The organism is Lysinibacillus sp. FSL H8-0500, from assembly GCF_038051955.1.
GTDB lineage: Bacteria > Bacillota > Bacilli > Bacillales_A > Planococcaceae > Lysinibacillus > Lysinibacillus macroides.
Genome location: NZ_CP150292.1, coordinates 4,687,990 through 4,708,913 on the forward strand (window position 1 = coordinate 4,687,990; position 20,924 = coordinate 4,708,913).

Annotated in this window: 23 protein-coding genes; 6 read left to right on the forward strand and 17 right to left on the reverse strand. The window is 36.8% G+C overall.

Annotated features, from left to right (window positions below):
- Positions 1-171: 171 nt before the first annotated feature.
- Both rluF and MHB44_RS22635 read left to right on the forward strand, forming a co-directional pair.
- Entirely contained in the window at positions 172-873 is a 702-nt protein-coding gene (gene rluF, locus MHB44_RS22630) for a 23S rRNA pseudouridine(2604) synthase RluF (RefSeq protein WP_341300974.1), read from the forward strand.
- Positions 874-899: 26 nt separating this feature from the next.
- Positions 900-1,619 (forward strand): hypothetical protein, encoded by a 720-nt coding sequence (locus MHB44_RS22635; protein ID WP_341300975.1) that lies wholly within the window; start codon positions 900-902, stop codon positions 1,617-1,619.
- 55 nt (positions 1,620-1,674) lie between these two features.
- Here the strand turns inward: MHB44_RS22635 and MHB44_RS22640 are convergent, their stop codons facing one another.
- From MHB44_RS22640 to MHB44_RS22680, 9 genes are all read right to left on the reverse strand, one after another.
- Positions 1,675-2,382 carry an ABC transporter ATP-binding protein gene (locus MHB44_RS22640; protein WP_341300976.1) on the reverse strand — a complete coding sequence of 236 codons (708 nt, stop codon included), beginning with the start codon at positions 2,380-2,382 and terminating at the stop codon, positions 1,675-1,677.
- Positions 2,382-3,161, reverse strand: a complete 780-nt coding sequence (locus tag MHB44_RS22645; RefSeq protein WP_341300977.1) for an ABC transporter ATP-binding protein — start codon at positions 3,159-3,161, stop codon at positions 2,382-2,384. The genes MHB44_RS22640 and MHB44_RS22645 overlap by 1 nt, the downstream gene beginning before the upstream one ends.
- A complete protein-coding gene (locus MHB44_RS22650; RefSeq protein WP_341300978.1) occupies positions 3,161-4,096 on the reverse strand; it encodes a branched-chain amino acid ABC transporter permease in 936 nt (311 codons plus the stop codon). The genes MHB44_RS22645 and MHB44_RS22650 overlap by 1 nt, the downstream gene beginning before the upstream one ends.
- A 12-nt stretch (positions 4,097-4,108) precedes the next feature.
- The gene (locus tag MHB44_RS22655; RefSeq protein WP_341300979.1) at positions 4,109-4,984 is read right to left on the reverse strand and encodes a branched-chain amino acid ABC transporter permease; all 876 of its coding nucleotides are present in this window, start codon (positions 4,982-4,984) and stop codon (positions 4,109-4,111) included.
- A 144-nt stretch (positions 4,985-5,128) separates the two neighbouring features.
- Entirely contained in the window at positions 5,129-6,361 is a 1,233-nt protein-coding gene (locus MHB44_RS22660) for an ABC transporter substrate-binding protein (protein WP_341300980.1), read from the reverse strand.
- A 457-nt stretch (positions 6,362-6,818) separates the two neighbouring features.
- Positions 6,819-7,421, reverse strand: a complete 603-nt coding sequence (locus tag MHB44_RS22665) for a class I SAM-dependent methyltransferase (protein WP_341300981.1) — start codon at positions 7,419-7,421, stop codon at positions 6,819-6,821.
- Positions 7,422-7,507: 86 nt separating this feature from the next.
- The gene (locus MHB44_RS22670; RefSeq protein ID WP_341300982.1) at positions 7,508-9,268 is read right to left on the reverse strand and encodes a CotH kinase family protein; all 1,761 of its coding nucleotides are present in this window, start codon (positions 9,266-9,268) and stop codon (positions 7,508-7,510) included.
- 17 nt (positions 9,269-9,285) lie between these two features.
- The gene (locus MHB44_RS22675) at positions 9,286-9,969 is read right to left on the reverse strand and encodes a DUF4956 domain-containing protein (protein ID WP_341303029.1); all 684 of its coding nucleotides are present in this window, start codon (positions 9,967-9,969) and stop codon (positions 9,286-9,288) included.
- 19 nt (positions 9,970-9,988) lie between these two features.
- On the reverse strand, positions 9,989-10,690 hold the full coding sequence (locus tag MHB44_RS22680; RefSeq protein WP_341300983.1) for a polyphosphate polymerase domain-containing protein: 702 nt from the start codon (positions 10,688-10,690) through the stop codon (positions 9,989-9,991).
- A gap of 181 nt (positions 10,691-10,871) precedes the next feature.
- Here MHB44_RS22680 and MHB44_RS22685 point away from each other — a divergent pair, with 181 nt between their 5' ends.
- A complete protein-coding gene (locus MHB44_RS22685; RefSeq protein WP_341300984.1) occupies positions 10,872-10,997 on the forward strand; it encodes a hypothetical protein in 126 nt (41 codons plus the stop codon).
- A 55-nt stretch (positions 10,998-11,052) separates the two neighbouring features.
- Here the strand turns inward: MHB44_RS22685 and MHB44_RS22690 are convergent, their stop codons facing one another.
- The 5 genes from MHB44_RS22690 to MHB44_RS22710 form a co-directional block, all read right to left on the reverse strand.
- Entirely contained in the window at positions 11,053-12,456 is a 1,404-nt protein-coding gene (locus tag MHB44_RS22690) for a HAMP domain-containing sensor histidine kinase (protein ID WP_341300985.1), read from the reverse strand.
- Entirely contained in the window at positions 12,440-13,126 is a 687-nt protein-coding gene (locus MHB44_RS22695) for a response regulator transcription factor (protein ID WP_341300986.1), read from the reverse strand. Before MHB44_RS22695 ends, MHB44_RS22690 begins: the two co-directional genes overlap by 17 nt.
- A gap of 382 nt (positions 13,127-13,508) precedes the next feature.
- Complete coding sequence (locus MHB44_RS22700; protein ID WP_341300987.1) at positions 13,509-13,943, reverse strand: hypothetical protein; 435 nt, start codon at positions 13,941-13,943, stop codon at positions 13,509-13,511.
- A gap of 217 nt (positions 13,944-14,160) precedes the next feature.
- A complete protein-coding gene (locus tag MHB44_RS22705) occupies positions 14,161-14,424 on the reverse strand; it encodes a hypothetical protein (protein ID WP_341300988.1) in 264 nt (87 codons plus the stop codon).
- A gap of 183 nt (positions 14,425-14,607) precedes the next feature.
- Entirely contained in the window at positions 14,608-14,922 is a 315-nt protein-coding gene (locus MHB44_RS22710; RefSeq protein WP_341300989.1) for a hypothetical protein, read from the reverse strand.
- An 812-nt stretch (positions 14,923-15,734) separates the two neighbouring features.
- Between MHB44_RS22710 and MHB44_RS22715 the strand changes: the two genes are divergently transcribed.
- Entirely contained in the window at positions 15,735-16,067 is a 333-nt protein-coding gene (locus tag MHB44_RS22715; protein ID WP_341300990.1) for a heme oxygenase, read from the forward strand.
- Between the two features lie 85 nt (positions 16,068-16,152).
- Here MHB44_RS22715 and MHB44_RS22720 read toward each other — a convergent pair whose 3' ends face one another.
- Positions 16,153-17,166 carry a YeiH family protein gene (locus tag MHB44_RS22720; protein WP_341300991.1) on the reverse strand — a complete coding sequence of 338 codons (1,014 nt, stop codon included), beginning with the start codon at positions 17,164-17,166 and terminating at the stop codon, positions 16,153-16,155.
- Positions 17,167-17,279: 113 nt separating this feature from the next.
- Between MHB44_RS22720 and MHB44_RS22725 the strand changes: the two genes are divergently transcribed.
- A complete protein-coding gene (locus MHB44_RS22725; protein WP_341300992.1) occupies positions 17,280-18,164 on the forward strand; it encodes a LysR family transcriptional regulator in 885 nt (294 codons plus the stop codon).
- Positions 18,165-18,176: 12 nt separating this feature from the next.
- Here the strand turns inward: MHB44_RS22725 and MHB44_RS22730 are convergent, their stop codons facing one another.
- Positions 18,177-19,094, reverse strand: coding sequence for a LysR family transcriptional regulator (locus tag MHB44_RS22730; protein WP_341300993.1), 918 nt, complete (start codon positions 19,092-19,094; stop codon positions 18,177-18,179).
- A gap of 121 nt (positions 19,095-19,215) precedes the next feature.
- Here MHB44_RS22730 and MHB44_RS22735 point away from each other — a divergent pair, with 121 nt between their 5' ends.
- The gene (locus MHB44_RS22735) at positions 19,216-20,406 is read left to right on the forward strand and encodes a coenzyme F420-0:L-glutamate ligase (RefSeq protein ID WP_341300994.1); all 1,191 of its coding nucleotides are present in this window, start codon (positions 19,216-19,218) and stop codon (positions 20,404-20,406) included.
- A 75-nt stretch (positions 20,407-20,481) separates the two neighbouring features.
- Here MHB44_RS22735 and MHB44_RS22740 read toward each other — a convergent pair whose 3' ends face one another.
- Positions 20,482-20,916 carry a hypothetical protein gene (locus MHB44_RS22740; RefSeq protein ID WP_341300995.1) on the reverse strand — a complete coding sequence of 145 codons (435 nt, stop codon included), beginning with the start codon at positions 20,914-20,916 and terminating at the stop codon, positions 20,482-20,484.
- Between the last annotated feature and the right edge of the window lie 8 nt (positions 20,917-20,924).

Here is a 20,924-nt window from a genome sequence, read left to right on the forward strand (position 1 = left end):
CATATTTTTATAGAAACCCTCTCATTTAATATATTGTCAGAAACGAAAAATAATTTCAACTTTTTCGAAAAATTTTCCATCCAATTTATTTTTAAAAGAAAAGTTTCTAGCATTCACGCTAGACGCAACGTTAAGGTATACTTAAATTAATATAAAATATAGGAGAACCTTATGCGTATTAATAAATATTTGAGTGAAACAGGCATTATCTCTCGCCGAGGCGCTGACAAATGGATAGCGGAAGGGAGAGTTACGATTAATGGAAAGCCTGCATCAGTAGGCAGTCAAGTTGAGGCTGGTGATACTGTTTGCGTTGATGGAAAAGAGGTAAAGAAGGAACAGCAACTTGTCTATCTTGCCCTGAATAAACCTGTCGGCATCACAAGTACGACGGAACGCCATATTAAAGGGAATGTGGTCGACTTTGTTAATCATCCTTTACGTATTTTTCATATTGGAAGGCTCGATAAAGAATCAGAGGGGTTATTGTTATTAACCAATGATGGTGATATCGTCAATAAAATCTTACGTGCTGAAAACCACCATGAAAAGGAATACATCGTTCAGGTTGATAAGCCAATTACAGAGGCATTTATTAAAAAAATGGGTGCAGGTGTAGATATTTTAGATACAACAACATTGCCCTGTCATATCGAAAAAATATCGGACAGAGTCTTTAAAATTATTTTGGAGCAAGGCTTAAATCGCCAAATACGAAGAATGTGTACAGCGTTAGGTTATTCTGTTAAGCGTCTACAGCGAATTCGCATTATGAATATTAAGCTTGGAAATTTAAAGATTGGGCAATGGCGTGACTTAACCGACAAAGAACGAACAGAATTATTTAAACTACTCAACTACACACCAAAATAAGTGATTAAAGGGGAGGTGCGAGGACAATGATTGTTATTCAAAGCACGGAACAATTAACAGGGGTACGGATTAGCGGAGATTTTTGGGATTTAGATGAACTGATTAATGCCATTTACAAAATAACCGGGGATGAAAATAAATACTATGATTATCAAGGTCCTCGGCTGCGTATTTTAAGTGTTTGCTATAAACTAAGGCACGCTGCGCTTGGCGAACACCAGTTAGATTTTGTCAATAATGGGCTTAATAAAAATGTTCTTACACAGCATGAGTTAATCTTCCCAAATAAAAATGTCTATTTTGCAACTGAAATACTGTGGCCTGAAATCATTTTTAGTGCAATTGCCTTAAACGATTTTATTGATCTACACCAGCAGTTAAATGATTCGTCCATGTGGGATTATGACATTGCTATTATTCGTAAGTTTCAAGCTGCTATTGCTGATTGCCTAGAGCAAGAAATGAATGAGGAAGATTATGAGGTGTTTTTAAAAATGCTGCATGCGAAAAATCCATTAACCTTCCGTTATGCAACACAATATGTTGATGTACTCAATTTAGAATATCTCCAATTGGACAAAGAGGAGCGTAAAGCCCATTTAGCTGCATTTGCAGTGCGATTCATGATTGAGGATCATGACTATGCTGCATTAAAGGCTCAGCTAATGGACGCTGCTATTACAACAAAACAGCCACTACACAATATTCAAATTCAGCTCAAATATCCAGAAGAAATTTTATGGTAAATAAGCGAAAGGGGTGCTAGGAAAGACGAAATCTTTCTCACACCCCTTCCTTCTTTTATAAGCCGCCTAAATAGGCTGCTTTCACTTGTTCACTTTCTTGAAGCTCTTGTGCTGTACCTGATAAAACTATTTTTCCTGTTTCCAGTACATACGCACGATTAGCAACAGATAACGCCATATTAGCATTTTGCTCAACAAGTAAGACAGTTGTACCCTCGTTATTGACCTGCTCAATAATATTAAAAATATTTTTAACCATAAGCGGTGCAAGACCCATTGAAGGCTCATCCATTAATAACAGCTTTGGCTTTGCCATTAATGCACGCCCCATTGCAAGCATCTGCTGCTCACCGCCTGACAGTGTACCCGATTGCTGCTTACGACGCTCCATTAATCGTGGAAATAACTCAAAAACATGATCCATATCTTTTTTAATTCCTACTTTATCATTACGCAAATAAGCACCAAGCTCTAAGTTTTCCTCTACGGTCATATTGGCAAAAACACGACGTCCTTCCGGAACATGAGAAATGCCTGACTTTACAATAGTTTGAGCTGCCTTTCCTGCAATCGAGAAGCCTTCGTACTCAATAATGCCACCCTTTGGCTTTAACAAGCCTGACAAAGTCTTTAACAATGTACTTTTGCCAGCACCATTTGCACCGATTAATGTGACAATTTCACCCTCATTTACTTCTAAAGAGAGGCCCTTTAATGCTTGAATATTGCCATAATAAACATCTATATCTTGTACTTTTAGCATTAGCCGATAACCTCCTCACCAAGGTATGCTTCAATTACCTTTGGATTATTGCGAATTTCCTCTGGTGTTCCGTCAGCAATTAATTGTCCATGATCGAGTACATAGATGCGTTCACAAATTCCCATAACTAAGCTCATATCATGCTCAATTAGTAAAATAGTTAAGCCAAACTCCTTACGAATAAAGGCAATTAACTCCATTAAGTCATGCGTTTCTTGTGGATTCATCCCTGCTGCTGGCTCATCCAACAATAGCAGCTTTGGATTTGCTGCAAGTGCTCGCGCAATTTCTAGACGACGCTGCATCCCATACGGTAAATTTTTTGCTAGCTCATCCTTATAGACATCTAAGCCAAAGATTTTTAAGAACTCAATTGATTGATTCTCCATTTCTGCCTCGCCCTTAAAATGAGCTGGTAGACGGAAAATAGAAGACCACATGGAATGCTTTGCAAGTGAATGATTGGCTACCTTTACATTATCTAAAACAGATAGCTCTTTAAATAGACGAATATTTTGGAATGTACGGCTAATTCCTTTTTGTGTTACCTGATAAGGTGCAAGCCCATTTAATTTAATCCCATCAAATGTAATTGTCCCTTCCGTTGGTGTATAAACGCCCGTTAACATATTGAAGCTTGTTGTCTTTCCAGCACCATTTGGTCCAATAAGTCCCACTAGTTCTCCTTGATTGAGGTACATATTCACAGCCTGTACTGCCTTTAAGCCTCCAAATTGAATGCCCATATTTTCAACTTTGATAAGAAGGTTCCCAGTCATTATTTTGTACCTCCTTTTTTACCAAACTTAAATAAATCCGTAATTTCCTTTGTGCCCATTAAGCCTGTTGGACGATAAAGCATAACGATAATTAATACTAAACTGTAAATAATCATACGTGTTTCAGGGAAGTTTGCTAGGTATGTTGATACCACTGTTAAGAAAATAGCTGCAATTACTGACCCTGAAAGACTTCCTAAACCACCAAGTACCACATAAATTAAAATATCAAACGACTTTAAGAAGCCAAATGTCGTTGGTTGAATGATGTAAAAGTTGTGAGCAAAAATAGCACCAGCCAGCCCAGCAAAGAAGGAGCCGATAACGAATGCAACTACCTTATAGTAAGTTGTATTAATACCCATCGCATCTGCTGCAATTTCATCCTCACGAATCGAAATACATGCACGACCATGACGAGAATTTGTAAAGTTAGAGATAACTAAAATCGTTAACACAACACCAACAAATGCATATGTCCAGTTAGACAAATACTTTACCTGCATCCCTGCTGCGCCACCCACATAATCCGTATTTAAAAAGATAATACGAATAATCTCTGCGAATCCTAGTGTTGCAATCGCTAGATAGTCCCCTTTTAAACGTAAAGTAGGAATCCCTACAATTAAGCCAGCCCCCGCTGCTGCAAGTGCACCTAAAAGGATTGCCAATGGGAATGGTAGCATTAGCTTTGTTGTAATAATAGCGGATATATAGGCACCCACTGCTAAGAAACCGGCATGCCCAATCGAGAATTGTCCTGTAACCCCGATAACAATATGCAAGCTGACAGCCAGCATAATATTAATACACATCGTAATCAGCATATTTTTATAATAGATATCGATTGCACCTGTTGAAATTAACACTTGGACAATTGCATAGATGACTAGCGCTAATACGGCATAGCCCCAGAAAACTTTAGACTTTTTCATAATACCGCTCACCTACACTTTCTCACGGGCATTTTTACCAAAGATACCCGATGGTCTGAAGATTAAGATTAAAATTAAAATAACGAATGCGGCTGCATCACGCCATAACGAGAAGCCAAGCGCACTTACTAATGATTCCACAACACCAAGTAGCATACCACCAACCATAGCACCTGGAATAATACCAATACCACCAAGAACGGCTGCAATAAATGCTTTTACTCCTGGAATAACCCCCATCAATGGGTCAATCTTTGTATAATAAATACCGAAGATTACACCTGCTGCACCTGCTAAGGCAGAACCAATGGCAAATGTTGCAGAGATTGTATTATCTACATTAATCCCCATTAAACGCGCTGCATCTGCATCATGAGAAACAGCTCGCATTGCTTTCCCGATTTTAGTTTTATGTACGATGAATTGTAAAAGAATCATCAATACAATTGCGACCGATAAAATCAAAATCGATGTACTACCGATTTGTACGCCAAAAATATTTAATGACTTATTTGTAAATACTTCAGGATAGGCTGCTGGCTGTGCGCCTCTAAAGAAAATTGTTGTATATTCGATTAATAACGATACACCAATCGCTGTAATTAATGCCGCAATACGTGTGGCATTCCGTAAACGTTTATAGGCAATACGTTCAATTAACACACCCATAATCGCACAGACTGTCATCGCCAATAACAGTGCAGGAAAGAAGCCAAGCTCCCATTTAGCAATTGCGTAAAAGCCAATAAACGAACCGATCATGAAAACATCACCATGAGCAAAGTTAATCAGCTTAATAATTCCGTATACCATCGTATACCCTAACGCTATTAACGCGTAGATACTACCTAGTGAAATACCATTCACAAGCTGCTGTATCCATTCCATGTGCGTTCACTCCTTTTAATTTTCTGAAAATTGAAAAATAAATGCATACATCTATAAAAATTTATGCTCTCTACTATCATTCTAGTAATCTACAGCATAAAAAAGGAAGGCGTGTTTACCCGCCTCCCCCTTACTTACAAAACATTAAGGATTTACTTTAGAGTTGAACACTTGTTTACCGTCTTTAAATTCAAGAACTGTTGCTGTTTTAATTGGGTTATGGTCTTCGTCAACTGAGAAAGTACCTGTTACTAAAGAAAGATCTTTTGTGTCAGCTAATGCATCTTTAATCGCTTCTCCATCTGTAGAGCCCGCACGTTTAATTGCATCTGCAATATAGTAAATAGAATCATAACCAAGTGCGTTGAATGCATCAGGTGCTTTGTCACCATTTGCCTCTTTAAATGCCTTTACAAAATCTTGAATTTTTTGTTCTGGGTCTTCTGCAGAGTAGTGGTTTGTAATATATGTGTTATTCAATGCCTCTGCACCAGCTAGCTCTACTAAAGTTGGTGAATCCCAACCATCAGCACCCATTAAAGGTACATCAATACCCAATTCACGTGCTTGCTTAACAATTAAACCAACCTCTTCATAATAGCCAGGAATAAAAATAAAGTCTGGATTTTTTGATTTAATACTTGTTAACTGTGTACGGAAGTCTGCATCCTTCGCTACGTATGCTTCTTCAGCTACAATGTTTCCACCATTTGCTGTAATCGTTTCTTTAAAGGATTTTGCTAAGCCCTTTGCATAATCAGATGCGTTATCTGCAAAAATAGCTACGTTTTTCACATCTAACTCATTTGAAGCAAAGTTAGCAGCTACAATTCCTTGGAAAGGATCAATAAAGCATGTACGGAATGCATATTCGTTAACACTACCATCGTCCTCATTTACGGTAATATTCGGTGCTGTACCAGAACCAGTAACAATCGGAACCTTATTGTCATTTGCAATTTGAACAGTTGCTACTGTATTACCTGAAGTTGCAGGCGCTAACATAGCTACTACGTTATCTTGTGTGATTAGTTTAATAGCCGCTGTAGTTGCCTCAGCGTTTTCAGATTTATTATCTACTTTAATTAATTCTATTTTCTTACCATCAATACCGCCATTATCATTAATTTCCTTTACAGCTAGTTCTGCTCCTAATCCGATAGAGGAACCATAGGAAGCTACATTTCCTGAAAGCTCTAGGTTTGCACCGATTTTGATTGTATCGCCATCTGATGATGATGAACCACCACCTGATGAAGATGAGCCTCCACCAGAGCTTGAATCGCCTCCATTACCACAACCAGCTAAAACGCCAGCAAGCAATGATGATGCTACTAAAAGTGAACCGAACTTCTTAAGCTTTTTGCTCTCTTTCATAATTAAATTCCCCCTGAAAGTTTTTCAAATATTAGATATTTCTGATAATTATAAACAATAAATTGCATTTGCTCAATAGAAAAATAATTATTTATAACTATCTTAAATAAAAGAAAATAGTATTCATTTAAGCCTTTTACATTGTAAAGCATTCTTTATATTTAGTCTAGTGTGATTTTTCAGTATAATTGTTTTTATGAATTATCTATTAGCTTTATACATAAACTAGCAATGTTATTAAATGCTTATTCTTTTTCATAGATAAGCCTAACAAATCATCGATTCTCACTACAATAATCACTAAAGACAAAAGCTGAATATACAAAAATAGACACAACTATTTAATCAACTTGCCCAAGAATAATGATTATTTCCCTGAAAATAATTCAGTAAAATACCTCAAAAAAAAGATTATATAAGAGGCAAAATAAAAAACTTAGAGATGGTTTTCATTGCTCTAAGCTTTTTTTAAGACAAACACACAAAAGCGTTCATTAAGATTTGTTTCATTTTCTAAATGAATTTCATAAAGTAATTCGAAAGATGTGCCATAATGTAAAAACTGCAAATAATCATAGGGTGGATAATATAAAATGATATGAATATCACGCATTCGCTGCTCATAGGATTTCCAAATATTATGAATAACCGTACGAAAAATATGAATCGAAAAAGGATTAAAAAAGAAAAACACATTATCGCGCGACTTTACCTCATAGGCTTCAGCAATTGTATGAATAAATGAAATAGGCATATGTGCTCGTTTTTTTTGAAGATAACTTCGCTTATTCTCTTCAGCCTCTGCATAAAACCCTGCATCTATTTCTATCCCAATTGTTGGAATATGGAATTTATCATGCACATAAATGGGTACGCGTCCTTTCCCACAGCCCATATCAATAAAAACAGGCTGAGCTGGCATCTCATAGATAGCAAATAGCTGTTCTAGTCCAGTATAAGGCGTTGGCTCATAGCGATGATAATGAGCCAGCTTAGGAAATCCATATTGTTCTCCCACAGTGTTAATATGTAAATATTTATCAAACTGATATTCATTCATATAAAAGACTCCTCAGAAAAGAATGCTTTATTTTAGCATGAGAAAGGGCAATAACCATATCCAAACGCATTGGATATGGTTATTTTTTAGTGACCCCTACGTTTAAATTTAAAAACAAATAAGATGGCTAGGAGGAGTAATACTAAGGATACCATTACTGTAAGTACTGTATTTTTATCAATAACAGTTGCTTGATTCGATGCTTCACCATTTGCACCTGGCTCCCCCATTTTAAATCCGTTTCCACCAGGAGGTTGCATAGGTTCACCATTCTGTCCCTCCCCTGGACCATTACCTTCCCTGTTAAACGGTGGACCTTGTGCTGGATCAAAATCCTCTGGGAGCTGACTCGGATCAAAGTTTTCTGGCATAGCACCATTTTCATTAGGTGCTGGCATATTTGCTGTTGTAGATGCTTCCACCACAAGCTCTCCTGATAACTGCTTTAAAATAGAATCCGAGCGTTGTTTAGCAAATTCAGGAAGGCTGTTGTCACCCTCAACTGCTGCTAAAAACTGCTCTGTTGTTGAGAATTTTGTAGGGTCTGCCTCCACATAGGTTGTTAATAGCACCGCTAAATTTTTAGTGATGGATTGTATATAATCCTCTGTTAAATAAGTGGTTGCTAGCTTTTCTAAATAGCTTTCATATTTGGCACGGTACTCCTCATTCGCAAGTAAAGCATTGAGCAATGGTCGCTCCTCTAACGTTGTACCAGAAACAGGGGTCGTCACACTAAAATTAATGGCACTCTCATCTATTAGGTTGCCTGACATGCCCATTCCCATGTTAAAGAAGCCACCTTGTTGCTGTTTATCTCCACCATCTGCCTGAGCAAGCTGTTCATTATTTTGGGCAAAAGGTCTTTGTCTATTAGTAGAAGTATTGGCTGAATTTTGATCATTTTCTCCACCCATTCTACCACCACCAGCACCAAAGCCTCCAAATGCCATATTATAATCCCATGGAATAATAGAAAACACCCCATTTTGTTCATACAGATAGTAATTGTGCTTCATATTTCCTTGATAGCTATCTAAATTCACAATTGCTGTATTTACGGCAAAGTAGCGCAACATTTCATCGACATCAATGTATTGCTCAATATCTCCGCCATTATTGATAGCATCCAGCATTTCAATAAGCTTCGATTCATCACTATTGCCTTCATTGGTCTTTAAGCCAATACCTGTATAGTCTGCTAGATCATCACTAATATATTGTAAATCACTGCCTGTTCCATCTGGTTTAAATAAAAAACCATCATTAGAGCCATAGTTATTTGCTAAAAAGGTTTCATCCACGGCCTCCACACCTAAAAATAAGCCGCGTTCCTCACCATTTACAGTGACATACATATAGGAATGAGCTGGCGTTGGTAAGCCCATTTGCTCCATCAATTCATAGGAAATATATTCTCGCATCAATGTAGTGTCACTATAATTATTATTTAAGTTTAATTTTTTCAAACCATATAAGCTTTGTGTATTATCATAATAATCAAAATCAATTTTTAAACTATAGCGATCAGAGTCACTATTCACCACCGAACGTAACGATAAATTGCCCTTTGTGCGAATAGCAACATTTTCTACTTTCTTACCGTTAACTGTGATAGTGGCCTGCTTTAACTCCTCTTCTGCTGCATTTTCAAGCATATCAGCCCAATCTTCCCCAGCTATTTCAATATCAACGGTTGTGACTTTATTTTTATTAAATACCAAATTCTCATAGGAAAACTCAGTATTTTTTGTTTCAATGCCTATATTCGGAAGCACCGTATATAGCACAGCAAAGAGAACAAGCAGTATCGCCATGCACAGATAGACAATGCGTGTTTTTATCATGGTCTGCACCTCTTTTATTACGCCGTGAAATTCCCATCATAGCTAAGCATAATGGCAGATTGCACACCTGGAACCTTTGTTAAGTGATCCATTAATTTAGCATCATTTTGCTTGATACGAATTTCATAAGTTGTTTCAATTTCCCCCATTTGCATAATGGATTTAGACTTCAGCGCGAATTTTTTTGTTTCAGCAGCAATAATGCGTTCTACCTCTGCATTAGCAAGCTCTTCCTCAAGCTTTACAATTAATAAATAAGGATTTTCTACAGTAATTTTATTGACAAATACAAGCAATACAAGCCCTATTAGCACAGCACCAATAATCACTAAAGGAATAAAGCCTGCACCACATAAAATACCAGAAACAATTGCCCAGAAAATATATACTAAATCCATTGGGTCCTTAATCGGTGTACGGAATCGCACAATTGATAGGGCTCCGACCATCCCAAGCGATAGCAGCACATTGGAGCTAATGCCCATAATAACAAGTGCTGTGGCCATTGTCATAATTAATAATGAAATATTGAAGGAATGTGAGTAAATCACACCATTAAAGGTTTTCTTATAAACCACATAAATAAAAAGCCCGATAAAAAATGCTACTACTAATCCAATCACAGAATCAATCAATGAAAATGATGTTGTTTTTTCTAAAAAATTGGATTTAAAAATATCACTAAAATTAATTGTATCCATCATTCATGTCTCCTTTATATTAGCCGTACATACGACTGAGTTGATATTTTGAATAGGCTTCTGCACGTGTATCCACAGACTGTAGTAAATACTTGATGATATCTGGTAAATATTCATCATATTTCACTTCTAAAATGACAAGGTTTGGCTCCAATACACCCACCATAGGTAACTCTGGATTAAACATATCTGTATTGCGTAGACTTGATTGCACCTTACTATCAAAAGTTACGCGCACATTGCCAAATGGATAGATATAGGCCTCTCGCTCATAATCTACTACTGTTGTTGGCTTAAGCTGGCTATAATGCATCTCTTGGTATAGGTCTCGAATAAGCGCTCGTTTATCTTCCTCCATCCACGCTATATCTCCAACGCGCATTTTCTCATACTCTGCTTGTGAGATGGCACATTTTGTTTTAAAGGTTAAATTATTGCGCTTACTCTTGCGCTCCAAATTAATAATGGCACTGGATTTACCATAGATACGCACTCGATATTTATCGCGATTAATATAGCCCTCTTTTTTCTCATTGAGCACTTTATTGGCAAAATTATCGAAGTATGTGCTCCGAATTAAATATTTGCCATTCTTGCCTGCATGTTTATCTAGTTGCATCACATATTGAAGCTTAACCTTTAATAACGCATAATCTGGATAGGAGATCGCCTGCTTAATTTCCTTGCGACCATTTGGGTTAAATGAAGTAACAATAGGCATATACATCACCTTTCTTTCGTTTTCTTTAGTCGTGCTAGTGTTGCTTACATGACCTACTATAAAGGGCCTTTGTGTCAGGCAGATGTCAGTCTACTATTTTCTTTTTGTCCTGTTGAAGAAAGCCTGAAACATTTTCTTGATTTTTCCGTATAGTGAATAAAGAATGGTAGGAGGAATTTTAATGAATCATAATAATGAACTACTAAATAAAAAAAGGCATAATCCCAATATTATAATTCCTATTTTCTTTGGTGCAGGGATAGGTGCATTCCTAGGATTAATCGCATATGTAAAAGATTGGATCTAATTGGACTTAATTCTTTTTATTTTGCCTACAAACATAAGAAAAGGCTACTACGCTCTTACAGCGTAGTAGCCTTTTGCAGTACAAATTCAAAGCATGTCCCAGAGATGTCACTTTCGATTAAACGCAAGTCACCACCAATTGATTGTGCCATCATTTTACTAAGTGGTAACCCTAGACCTAGTCCTCTAATAGTATATTTTTTATTTTCCCCTCTATAAAAACGCTCAAAAATAAATGCCTGATCTTCCAGCGGGATACCATCACCTGTATCTTTCACCACAATAGCTAGTGTAGCCCCCTGATCCATTACAGTGATTGTAATCGTGCCATTGTCCATTGCCTGTTTGGCATTGGTAAATAGATTTGTCATAATTTGCTGAACACGTACAATATCTGCCTGAACCATTACGGCTTGCTCTAGTAAATGTAATTGTACATCTACCCGTTCCTCTTCTTGCATGCCTTTCCACTGCATCACCGCATCACGCAGAAGCTGATTAACATTCACAACCTCAAGCTTGACTGGAATAGCATCCACAGCAAATTGATTAAACGCCAGTAAATCACCGACCATTGTTTTCATCTTCATTGTTTCGACCATCGCCATATCAATAAATTCCTTTGCATCCTGTCCAGTTACAACGCCATCTCTAACAGCCTGTAATAAGCCACTTATAGATGTCACAGGTGTTTTCAGCTCATGCGTCACACCTGCTAATAATTCCGTTCGGGTTTTCTCCAGCTGCTCTAGCTTATGTGCCATATTTTCAAAGGAGGTCACAAGCTCATATACCTCTTCTTCCTTACTATCCTGAGGCAAATCAATGGCATAATTTCCTTCCTGCACTTGCTTTGCGGCTTTCGCTACTTGCTTAATTGGATAGGCTAAACGCTTTGATAAAAAATAAATAGCGATCCAGCCTAAAACAGCTAACGCCCCAATTAACAGTGCAAGCTGACCATATGCCTGGTTCACTCTTGTTAAATTGTCGCTTTTTTCCATCACAAGTACCCAGCCCATTAACTTATGATTACTTTCTATTTTTCTTTTCACAACATATTGAATAGATGCTTGCTCATCCGTTATTTTCGCTATGCCCTCTTTGCCATCCAATAAACTAGCAATATTTTTAACACGATCAGGTGGCACAGGACGATTACTTGTCAATATATTGCCTGCTGTATCTACCACATATAAAATAGGATCAATTTCCCTCATAGTAAAACGTTCTCGATCACCGATAAAGCCCGGAATACCATTTGGCTCAGATGTATCAGTAAGACGATAAACGGTTTCATCTGCTAAAAACGCCATCATCTCTAAGCGATTTTCAAAAGTTGTATGACGAATCCATGCTGCAGAAATCAATGAAATAATCGCTAGCCCGATGAAAAGGGTGAGTAAATAGCGGCTTGTCCAGTAATGGAGTAAGGCAATTCGTTTATTTTTTTGAAACACTTAGCTGATACCCCAATCCACGTAGTGTCTTTATTTCTCCCTCTGCTTCATCCCATTCCTTTAATGCCCTACGTAACCTCTTAATAGCTAAATCGACGGCTCGATCGCTCCCCTCATATTCCCAACCCCAAATTTGATCAATAAGCTGGTCACGTGTAAACGTCTGGTTCGGATGGTCAGCTAAAAACAACAGCACCGATAAATCTCTTGGTGTTAATACAATTTCTTCCTCTCCTAAAAATACCTGATGTGCCTTACGATCAATTTGAAGAGCTCCATAGCGCTTTATAGAAGTTGGATCAAGATTCCCTGTGGCACGTCGTAACACTGCCTTTACTCTTGCCACAACTTCATCTGCAATAAAAGGTTTAGCAATATAATCGTCTGCACCTTGCTCAAAGCCCTCTAAACGATTATTCACCTCGCCTAATGCGGTTAACATAATAATGGGACAAGCACTTAGCTCTCTTATTTCCTTTAAAATCAACCATCCATTTTTCTCTGGTAGCATAATATCTAGCAATACTAAGTCTGGCTGTACCTTATGAAATACATCTAATGCCTGTCCACCGTTAAAGCATTGTGTCACCTCATAGCCTACCTTTTTTAAATAAACCGTTAAAACTTGGCTGATTGCATATTCATCTTCCACCACTAATATATTTGCCACAGCCATCCACCTCACTATTTAGCCTTTTTTCTATCAGTATAGCACCGAATAATGTCAGGAAAATGTCAGCTATCAATAATGTCTTTCTACTTTACTTATGATTGATTGCGCATGATAACCCACTCAAAAAATTTCCTCAGTAAAGAGTGCTTTATTTTAGCATGCCCAAAAGTAAAAACCATACCCAAATGCATTGGATATGGTTATGTTTTAGCGACTATTACGCTTAACTGTAACAATAAAGAGCAAAGAAGGTCTTTATCAATACTAGAACTCTAACAGAGAAGATGTGAGGGCGACATTAAACCTAAAGAATAGATAATCCATGAGCATTTATTCTTTAAGGTATGGAAAAAATGTGCTACTGATTTAAAGGTTTATTTTATTCGCATTTTGTAAGCGAATCCTGTTCGTGCCAATCTAACGTTTCCTTTCTTGTAGTCTCTAATGAACTTCTGTCAGTTGAATACACGGCTTGGATATCCTGGTCTGACATTTTACTAAGATCACAAACTTGCTTTAGCGTATGTCTTGTCTCATTGTTTTCTGTGATTGCTTGTGTACAACCTGGTATCCAATTAAGCTTTTTTAATTCTCTTTCATAATAGGGTCTACCATAAACATCTGGATTCCCTGGTGCTGTCAAGGTCCAATCCAATAAATAGACTTTCCCCTCTTTAAACGAATACTTCAAAATAAATTCCTCATTCTCACCAGCTATTTTAGTACAAGTCAAATCTTTATTTTTATCGTTCTCGCACCCTGTTATAATTAACATACAAATTACAGTGAAAAATAAAAATATATATTTTTTCATAATATATCCCCGATGGATCAAATCATGTTTTTGACATTATACGATCATGTGTTACCTACGATTCATATCATGAACTAGATTGCACTTTTACATTTATTACATCATTTAACTTGTTCCTATATATTTAAAACCAAAGAATGCTGTAAAATCAACATTCTTTGGTTTCTCATTTTGTCACATTTAGTCGATCATTCAACTTTTTGGACCTTTACATTTATTATCTACAATCTAATGTATCAGTACTCCATGTACATTTACGCCTTGCATAGCATCGTATTTTGATCTTGTAGTTAGTTGTATTCGTAAAGTCGATGACTGATCCCAATCCACTACTATTAATATTGTATGCTTTTGAATCCGCTAACGTAACCGCAGATTGGGCATGTTGGAAACTACCATAAGCAGTAAATGGATCCCTATTAGATATAACAATCATGGTTAACCCATGTGACATGGACGTTCCACCGCTTGGTAAAGACATACTAAGACCTACACCACCTGAAATATCTCTTATATTACTATGACCTTTAGTATAATTTTGAACAATAGAACCATTATGTTTTAAATATCCCGTAATACTGCTACGATCATTTAGACCTATACTAAGACCAGGTCTTATAGCGATCACATCGTGGGAACGAGTTGCAGGCATTTGACCCACTAACTACTCACAGGTCACTGTGATAGTTTTACTCGAAAGTGATCCAGCAGTAACATTAATTGTTAATCGTTTCATAGTCGTTTGGTGAACAGGATATCCTTTCAATTGAACTGGCGGATTTTCTATAAATTCCATCGCCTCCTCTTCAGTAACTTCTGTATCTGTTGTAGAAATTACATTTCCGAGGAAATCAACAACTGTATCTGTCTTTATATACTTAGAATGACCTCTTGTTTCTAAAGCTGTATCATTTGCAAGTATATCTACCATATCTTGCGTGAATGTTGCGATTGTATCTTCATCGAATACCCTTGCCAAATTATTGTATTGAGCTTCCGTCAATTCAACATGATTTAAGTTTGTATAATAGGGGAAAGCTTGTTTTCTGATGTTAGTGCAAATGTGGGCATAGCCTCTGTAAATATTATTGTTAACGCCAAACCTATTACAGATAAAATTTTTAATTTTGTTCTCCCTGCATTTTTTTAAATTGAAACGTTAAATTCAAATTTTACTGTATCATAAAGACTATTTATCACCTCAACTCTCCAACTGTTTTTTCGTTTCATGTTGTGGCATCTTGTTAGTGAGGGTGGTGGATGTGTTGTAAAAAGGTTTATAAATATTGCGACTATATAATCCAAATTTATTATATAATTCCATATTATAACATTACTACTCCTTTATATAAAGATAGTTAAATAAATATTTTTGATTTTAAAAAATGGCGCCGATAAAATTATTATCCATCCCTTAATTAAATTGACAGGAAAAAAGATAACATTTCGATCACCAACACCAGGTCTTCCGATGAATTGCATGCTTCCTTTTGTCATCAAAATAAATACTAATCTTATTGGTTTAGCAAATATAATTGGACATCTATACATTCTATCTTTTTTCATAACCTTCCACCGCTTCCAATAGAAATTGACTAATATCGACAATCTCATACTTTACTAGAATAGTATCCACCGCAAATCACTAACCAAATACTGTCGGGAAAATATTAGCCGATATAAGGGGCAACTATTGACAATGGCTTCTTATGCCACTTATGATTGATTGCGAATGATAATCAATGATAACTCATTCAAATACTTAGTAACTAATAGTAAGGGGGGAAAAGCATGATTATTGTAACGAACCGCATTCAAGTAAAACCAGGCTTTGCTGCAAGAATGGCACCAAATTTTACAAAACCAGGTCCTCTACAACAATTTGAAGGCTTCCATAAAGTAGAGGTGTTAATTTCAACGGATGATCCTACTTATGACGAAATGAGTGTGAATATGTATTGGGAATCCAAGGAGCATTTCCAAGCATGGCGCAATAGCGATGCATTTGCTGCAGCTCATCAACGTCCCGGTTCGGATTCTGAGGGTAACAAAGCTGATAGTCCAATTATCGGCAGCAAAATTGTAGTTGCTGAACTCGCATCTTCCATTGAAGCTTTACGATAATAAACAACAAGTAACATTTTATACATGATCTTCTGATTCTATCTGAAAAAGCCCTGCATATAAAAATTTTATGCAGGGTCTTTTCTTATAAAAAAATAACGAGTATATAGCCCATTATGGCTAGACAAACTGAACCAATTAAGCCAGCAATAAATGCCTTTACACCAAGCTCCTTAAAGATTTTAATTTCAATATTTAAGCCAAGACCAGCCATCGCCATAGCAATTAAAATATAGGCAATATTCACAATGATTTGTGCTGTATTGGCATCTACAATACCTAATGAATTAAAAGCTCCCATCGCTAAAAATCCTACAATAAACCATGGAATAATCGATAATGACAAGACCTTTTCCTCACCCTTATCCACCTTTTGATAGAAAACTCCGATAATAATAGCAATTGGTGCAAGCAGCGCCACACGCGTTAATTTTACAATAACCGCCAGATCCACCGCTTCATTACCACCAGCAGATGCAGCCGCAATGACATGCGCAATTTCATGTAACGTGCCACCTGCGAAAATCCCGTATTCAGTTGGGGTTAAATGAATAATGGAATAAAGTATTGTATAAATAAGTGTAAATACTGTCCCTAGCAATGCCACAATAGCCGCTCCTACTGCCGTTTCCTTTTCATTTGCTTTAATTTGAGGGGCAATAGCTACTACAGCAGCAGCTCCACAAATAGCCGTTCCACAAGCTGTTAAGATCCCTAGCTTCTGCTCGACTTTAAACATTTTCGTTAATCCATACACAACTATTAATGCAAATAGCAGATCAATAATTGCGATTAAAAAAACGCTGGCTCCTGTATGATAAATATCTACCAAATTTAAGCGCATGCCCAATAAAATGATACCGAACCGTAGTAGCTTCTTACTGGAAAATGTGATACCTACTTGCCATGAATCCTGTACTTTAAAAGCTGCTCGCCAAGCCACTCCTAATACCATGGCTATCACTAGTTGCCCCACTATTGAAAATAACGAAAATGTAGCAATATATTTTGCCACTAAAGCTATAAAAAGCGTTAATAAAATTCCCTTAAAAAAGGCTAGATGAGGGAAATATTTTATCTTATTCTGTCTATTTACCATGATGTTCACTTCTTTCTCTCTTGTTGCTTCCTACTTTATTAAAAAGCTCATCATTAGTAAAATAGATATATATAATTATTATTATTAATATTTCTAATAATAGGGGTGGAGATATGCAATATGATGCTTTAAAAACATTTATCACACTGGTAGAGGTCAATAATTTTACAAAGACCTCAGAAATACTTCATATTTCACAGCCAAGTGTTAGCCTACACATTAAAAACTTAGAGCAAGAATTACACACAACGTTATTTATTCGTTCACCAAAATCTGTTCAAATTACACCAACTGGCGAAATCCTTTATAAACGAGCAAAACAAATCATGGCTATCACTGAGGCAGCTAGGGACGATATTGCTACCTATCATCACGAGGTACAAGGATCACTCATCATTGGAGCAAGCTTTACCATTGGAGAATATATATTGCCACCCATCCTAGCCAATCTCCATCAACAATTCCCGCAACTTGAGATTCAAGTTATTATTGGTAATACAAAGGAAATCATTCAATATACTAAATTATTGCAAGTTGATATTGGTCTAATAGAAGGGCAAGCTCAGGATCAGGAACTATTCATACAATCATTTATGCAAGATGAGCTATTTATTGTGTGTGCAAGTGATCATCCTCTAGCAAGACAACAGCCCCTTACTGCTGATAAACTTCAACAACAAAGCTGGGTTGCGCGTGAGGAAGGCTCAGGAACACGAAATTATTTAGATCATTTATTTAGAGCAAATGGTTTACAGATTCATTCGCTTTTAACAATTAGTAGTAATCAGGGAGTCAAGGAAAGTGTTATACAAGGACTTGGTCTTTCCTTACTATCTGCCTGTGTAATTGAGCGTGAGTTAAAGAACGGTGATCTGACAACCATTCCTCTTGAAGGACAACATTTTATGCGAACATTTTCCTATCTTTACTCACCAACCATGAAGAATAAGCACAATGTTGATATATTGATAAATGCATTACTAAAAAAGCTTAACTGACTCTTAATGTCGCTAAGCTTTCTTCACTGTTTTTCTAGTATTTAAACGCTTATGTTCAATGATGTCGACAAATTTTGCTGCTGCCCTAGAAAGGGGTACCGTTTTTAAATAACATATACCAATGCTTCTTGGAGGAATGCTTTGCTGTAAAGCTAGTTCATAAAGAAGCCCTCGTTGTAGATAATCCTTTGAAAATTCCTTTGTCACACAAGCAATTCCTAAATTACTACGCGCAAATTCGAGCACAAGATCATGTGAGCCTAGCTCAAATTCTGGCTCAATATGGACTCCGTTACTAACTAAATAATCCTCTACATATCTTCTTGAATTCGATTTTTTTTCGAGAAAAACAAGTGGGAATTTTAAAAGGTCTTGATAGCTCAGGCTTTTAGACACTAATGTTTTATACTTTTCCCCACAGACAAAAATATCCTGAACATCTGTACATACAGTCAACTGTAATGTTGCATCTTCTATCGGAAAATTGCAAAGTCCAATATCTACCTCACCTGATTTAATAAAATTACAAATTTCAGAGGTTGTGCCATTTAGCATTTGTAGCTTTATATTGGGGTACATCGTATGAAATGCCTCTAAATAGGGCATTAAAAAGAAACGAGAAATCGTATCCCCTACCCCAATCTTTAACTGTCCTGTTGTTAAATTTTTAAATTCTAGCAACTTTTCCTCACCAGCGTCCAACAGCCCTAAAGCAGAGTTGGTATATTCAAAAAGCAGGCTACCTTCTGTTGTTAATGTTACCCCCTTAGGCGTTCGATTAAAAAGACGTGTACCTAGCTCCTTTTCTAATTGCATCATAGCTTGACTAACAGCTGGCTGTGTCATATATAAATCCTTGGCGGCTCTCGAAAAGCTATTATTTTTAGCGACAACACTAAAAACACGATATAAATCTAATTTCCCTATCATATAAGCACTCCTTATAACTATTATATAAACTATTAATTTTACTTATAGCATTATTGGAGCGTATAGTAAAACCATATGAATTTTACTTCACTTTACGATTGTCGAATAAGGAGAGATTAAGTTGGAACGTGTAATCGGTACAGTAGTAAGAGGTCTTCGTGGTCCTATTATTAACGAAGGTGATAATATTGAACAAATCGTTGTCGATACAGTGCTAAATGCTGCAAAAGTTGAAGGCTATACTATCGAGGATCGTGATATCGTCACAGTAACAGAGTCTGTTGTGGCACGTGCTCAAGGTAACTATGCAACAATTGATGATATCGCTGTAGATGTGGCAGCAAAATTTGGTGACGATACAGTGGGTGTGATTTTCCCAATTTTAAGTCGAAATCGCTTCGCAAACTGTTTACGTGGTATTGCTAAGGGTGTTAAAAAGGTTGTTTTAATGCTAAGCTACCCATCTGATGAGGTTGGCAATCATCTTGTAGATATTGACGAGCTAGATGTAAAAGGCATTAACCCTTGGACAGATACCTTAAATGAGGTTGAATTCCGTGAGCACTTTGGCTATAAAAAGCATACCTTTACAGGTGTAGATTATATTGAATACTATAAAGAGCTCATTGAAGCAGAGGGCGCTACATGTGAGGTTATCTTCTCGAATAACCCTAAAACTATTTTAGATTATACCAAGAATGTGTTAACATGTGATATTCATACACGCTTCCGCACAAAACGTATTTTAACGGCGAACGGTGCTGAAAAAGTTTATAGCCTTGATAATATTTTAGCTGAATCTATTAATGGCTCTGGCTTCAACGCTGAGTACGGTTTACTTGGCTCCAATAAAGCAACGGAGGATAGTATCAAGCTATTCCCACATACATGTCAGCCAATCGTTGATGGTATCCAAGCAAAAGTTAAAGAAGCTACTGGAAAAACTATCGAAGTTATGATTTATGGTGATGGCGCATTTAAAGATCCTGTAGGAAAAATTTGGGAGCTTGCGGACCCAGTGGTCTCCCCAGCTTTTACAGCAGGATTAAATGGGACACCTAATGAGGTTAAATTAAAATACCTAGCGGATAACGATTTTGCAGACCTGCGAGGAGAAGAACTAAAAGCAGCCATTTCTGATTATATCCAGAATAAAGATGAGGATTTAACAGGTCAAATGGCTGCCCAAGGGACAACACCTCGTCGCCTAACAGACCTTATCGGCTCCCTATCTGACCTAACATCAGGCTCGGGCGATAAAGGAACACCAATGATTTATATTCAAGGCTATTTTGATAACTATACAAAATAATAAAAAGGCGGATTCGGTACATTAAAAATTGTCCGAATCCGCTTTTTATATATAGTAGATTCTTTGTTTATACTATTAACGCAAATTTTTAAAAATAGCTGAGCGATGACCTTGCATTGTTTTCATAAAGTTCGTCATCACCTCATTGCGTTTTTTCTTTAGACTTTGTAGATATTGTATTTTTATTTGATGCGAATTACTTACAGCATCTAATTGAGCCTTTAATGCTTCCATCTGTTGGTCTGACGTTGCTACCCCTTCGTTATATAGCGCAGCGATCTGTTCATTTAATCTAATCATTTCCTGATACTTCTGCTCAACAACCACTGTTTGAGCTCTTAGCTGCTCATCTAATAGCTGTATTCGCTTTGCTTGGATTTCCATTAAAGCTGTTTCTAAATCTATTCCTTCTATATTAAGTGACTGAATTGCTTTATGAGCAGAGACTATTTCTCCTCCGCCTATCAATAAACTTAACACTACTGCATTACCAATTAATGTTTCCCTCATATCCATCT

Excerpts from the sequence above, each read along its gene's own strand:
- MHB44_RS22700 (WP_341300987.1), bottom strand. The coding sequence starts at position 13,943 with ATGAAAAAATATATATTTTTATTTTTCACTGTAATTTGTATGTTAATT.
- MHB44_RS22670 (WP_341300982.1), bottom strand. The coding sequence starts at position 9,268 with ATGATAAAAACACGCATTGTCTATCTGTGCATGGCGATACTGCTTGTT.
- MHB44_RS22725 (WP_341300992.1), top strand. The coding sequence starts at position 17,280 with ATGCAATATGATGCTTTAAAAACATTTATCACACTGGTAGAGGTCAAT.
- MHB44_RS22715 (WP_341300990.1), top strand. The coding sequence starts at position 15,735 with ATGATTATTGTAACGAACCGCATTCAAGTAAAACCAGGCTTTGCTGCA.
- MHB44_RS22645 (WP_341300977.1), bottom strand. The coding sequence starts at position 3,161 with ATGACTGGGAACCTTCTTATCAAAGTTGAAAATATGGGCATTCAATTT.
- MHB44_RS22650 (WP_341300978.1), bottom strand. The coding sequence starts at position 4,096 with ATGAAAAAGTCTAAAGTTTTCTGGGGCTATGCCGTATTAGCGCTAGTC.
- MHB44_RS22660 (WP_341300980.1), bottom strand. The coding sequence starts at position 6,361 with ATGAAAGAGAGCAAAAAGCTTAAGAAGTTCGGTTCACTTTTAGTAGCA.
- MHB44_RS22675 (WP_341303029.1), bottom strand. The coding sequence starts at position 9,969 with ATGGATACAATTAATTTTAGTGATATTTTTAAATCCAATTTTTTAGAA.
- MHB44_RS22640 (WP_341300976.1), bottom strand. The coding sequence starts at position 2,382 with ATGCTAAAAGTACAAGATATAGATGTTTATTATGGCAATATTCAAGCA.
- MHB44_RS22680 (WP_341300983.1), bottom strand. The coding sequence starts at position 10,690 with ATGCCTATTGTTACTTCATTTAACCCAAATGGTCGCAAGGAAATTAAG.
- MHB44_RS22705 (WP_341300988.1), bottom strand. The coding sequence starts at position 14,424 with ATGTCTTTACCAAGCGGTGGAACGTCCATGTCACATGGGTTAACCATG.
- MHB44_RS22720 (WP_341300991.1), bottom strand. The coding sequence starts at position 17,166 with ATGGTAAATAGACAGAATAAGATAAAATATTTCCCTCATCTAGCCTTT.
- MHB44_RS22635 (WP_341300975.1), top strand. The coding sequence starts at position 900 with ATGATTGTTATTCAAAGCACGGAACAATTAACAGGGGTACGGATTAGC.
- MHB44_RS22665 (WP_341300981.1), bottom strand. The coding sequence starts at position 7,421 with ATGAATGAATATCAGTTTGATAAATATTTACATATTAACACTGTGGGA.
- rluF (WP_341300974.1), top strand. The coding sequence starts at position 172 with ATGCGTATTAATAAATATTTGAGTGAAACAGGCATTATCTCTCGCCGA.
- MHB44_RS22730 (WP_341300993.1), bottom strand. The coding sequence starts at position 19,094 with ATGATAGGGAAATTAGATTTATATCGTGTTTTTAGTGTTGTCGCTAAA.
- MHB44_RS22685 (WP_341300984.1), top strand. The coding sequence starts at position 10,872 with ATGAATCATAATAATGAACTACTAAATAAAAAAAGGCATAATCCCAAT.
- MHB44_RS22655 (WP_341300979.1), bottom strand. The coding sequence starts at position 4,984 with ATGGAATGGATACAGCAGCTTGTGAATGGTATTTCACTAGGTAGTATC.
- MHB44_RS22740 (WP_341300995.1), bottom strand. The coding sequence starts at position 20,916 with ATGAGGGAAACATTAATTGGTAATGCAGTAGTGTTAAGTTTATTGATA.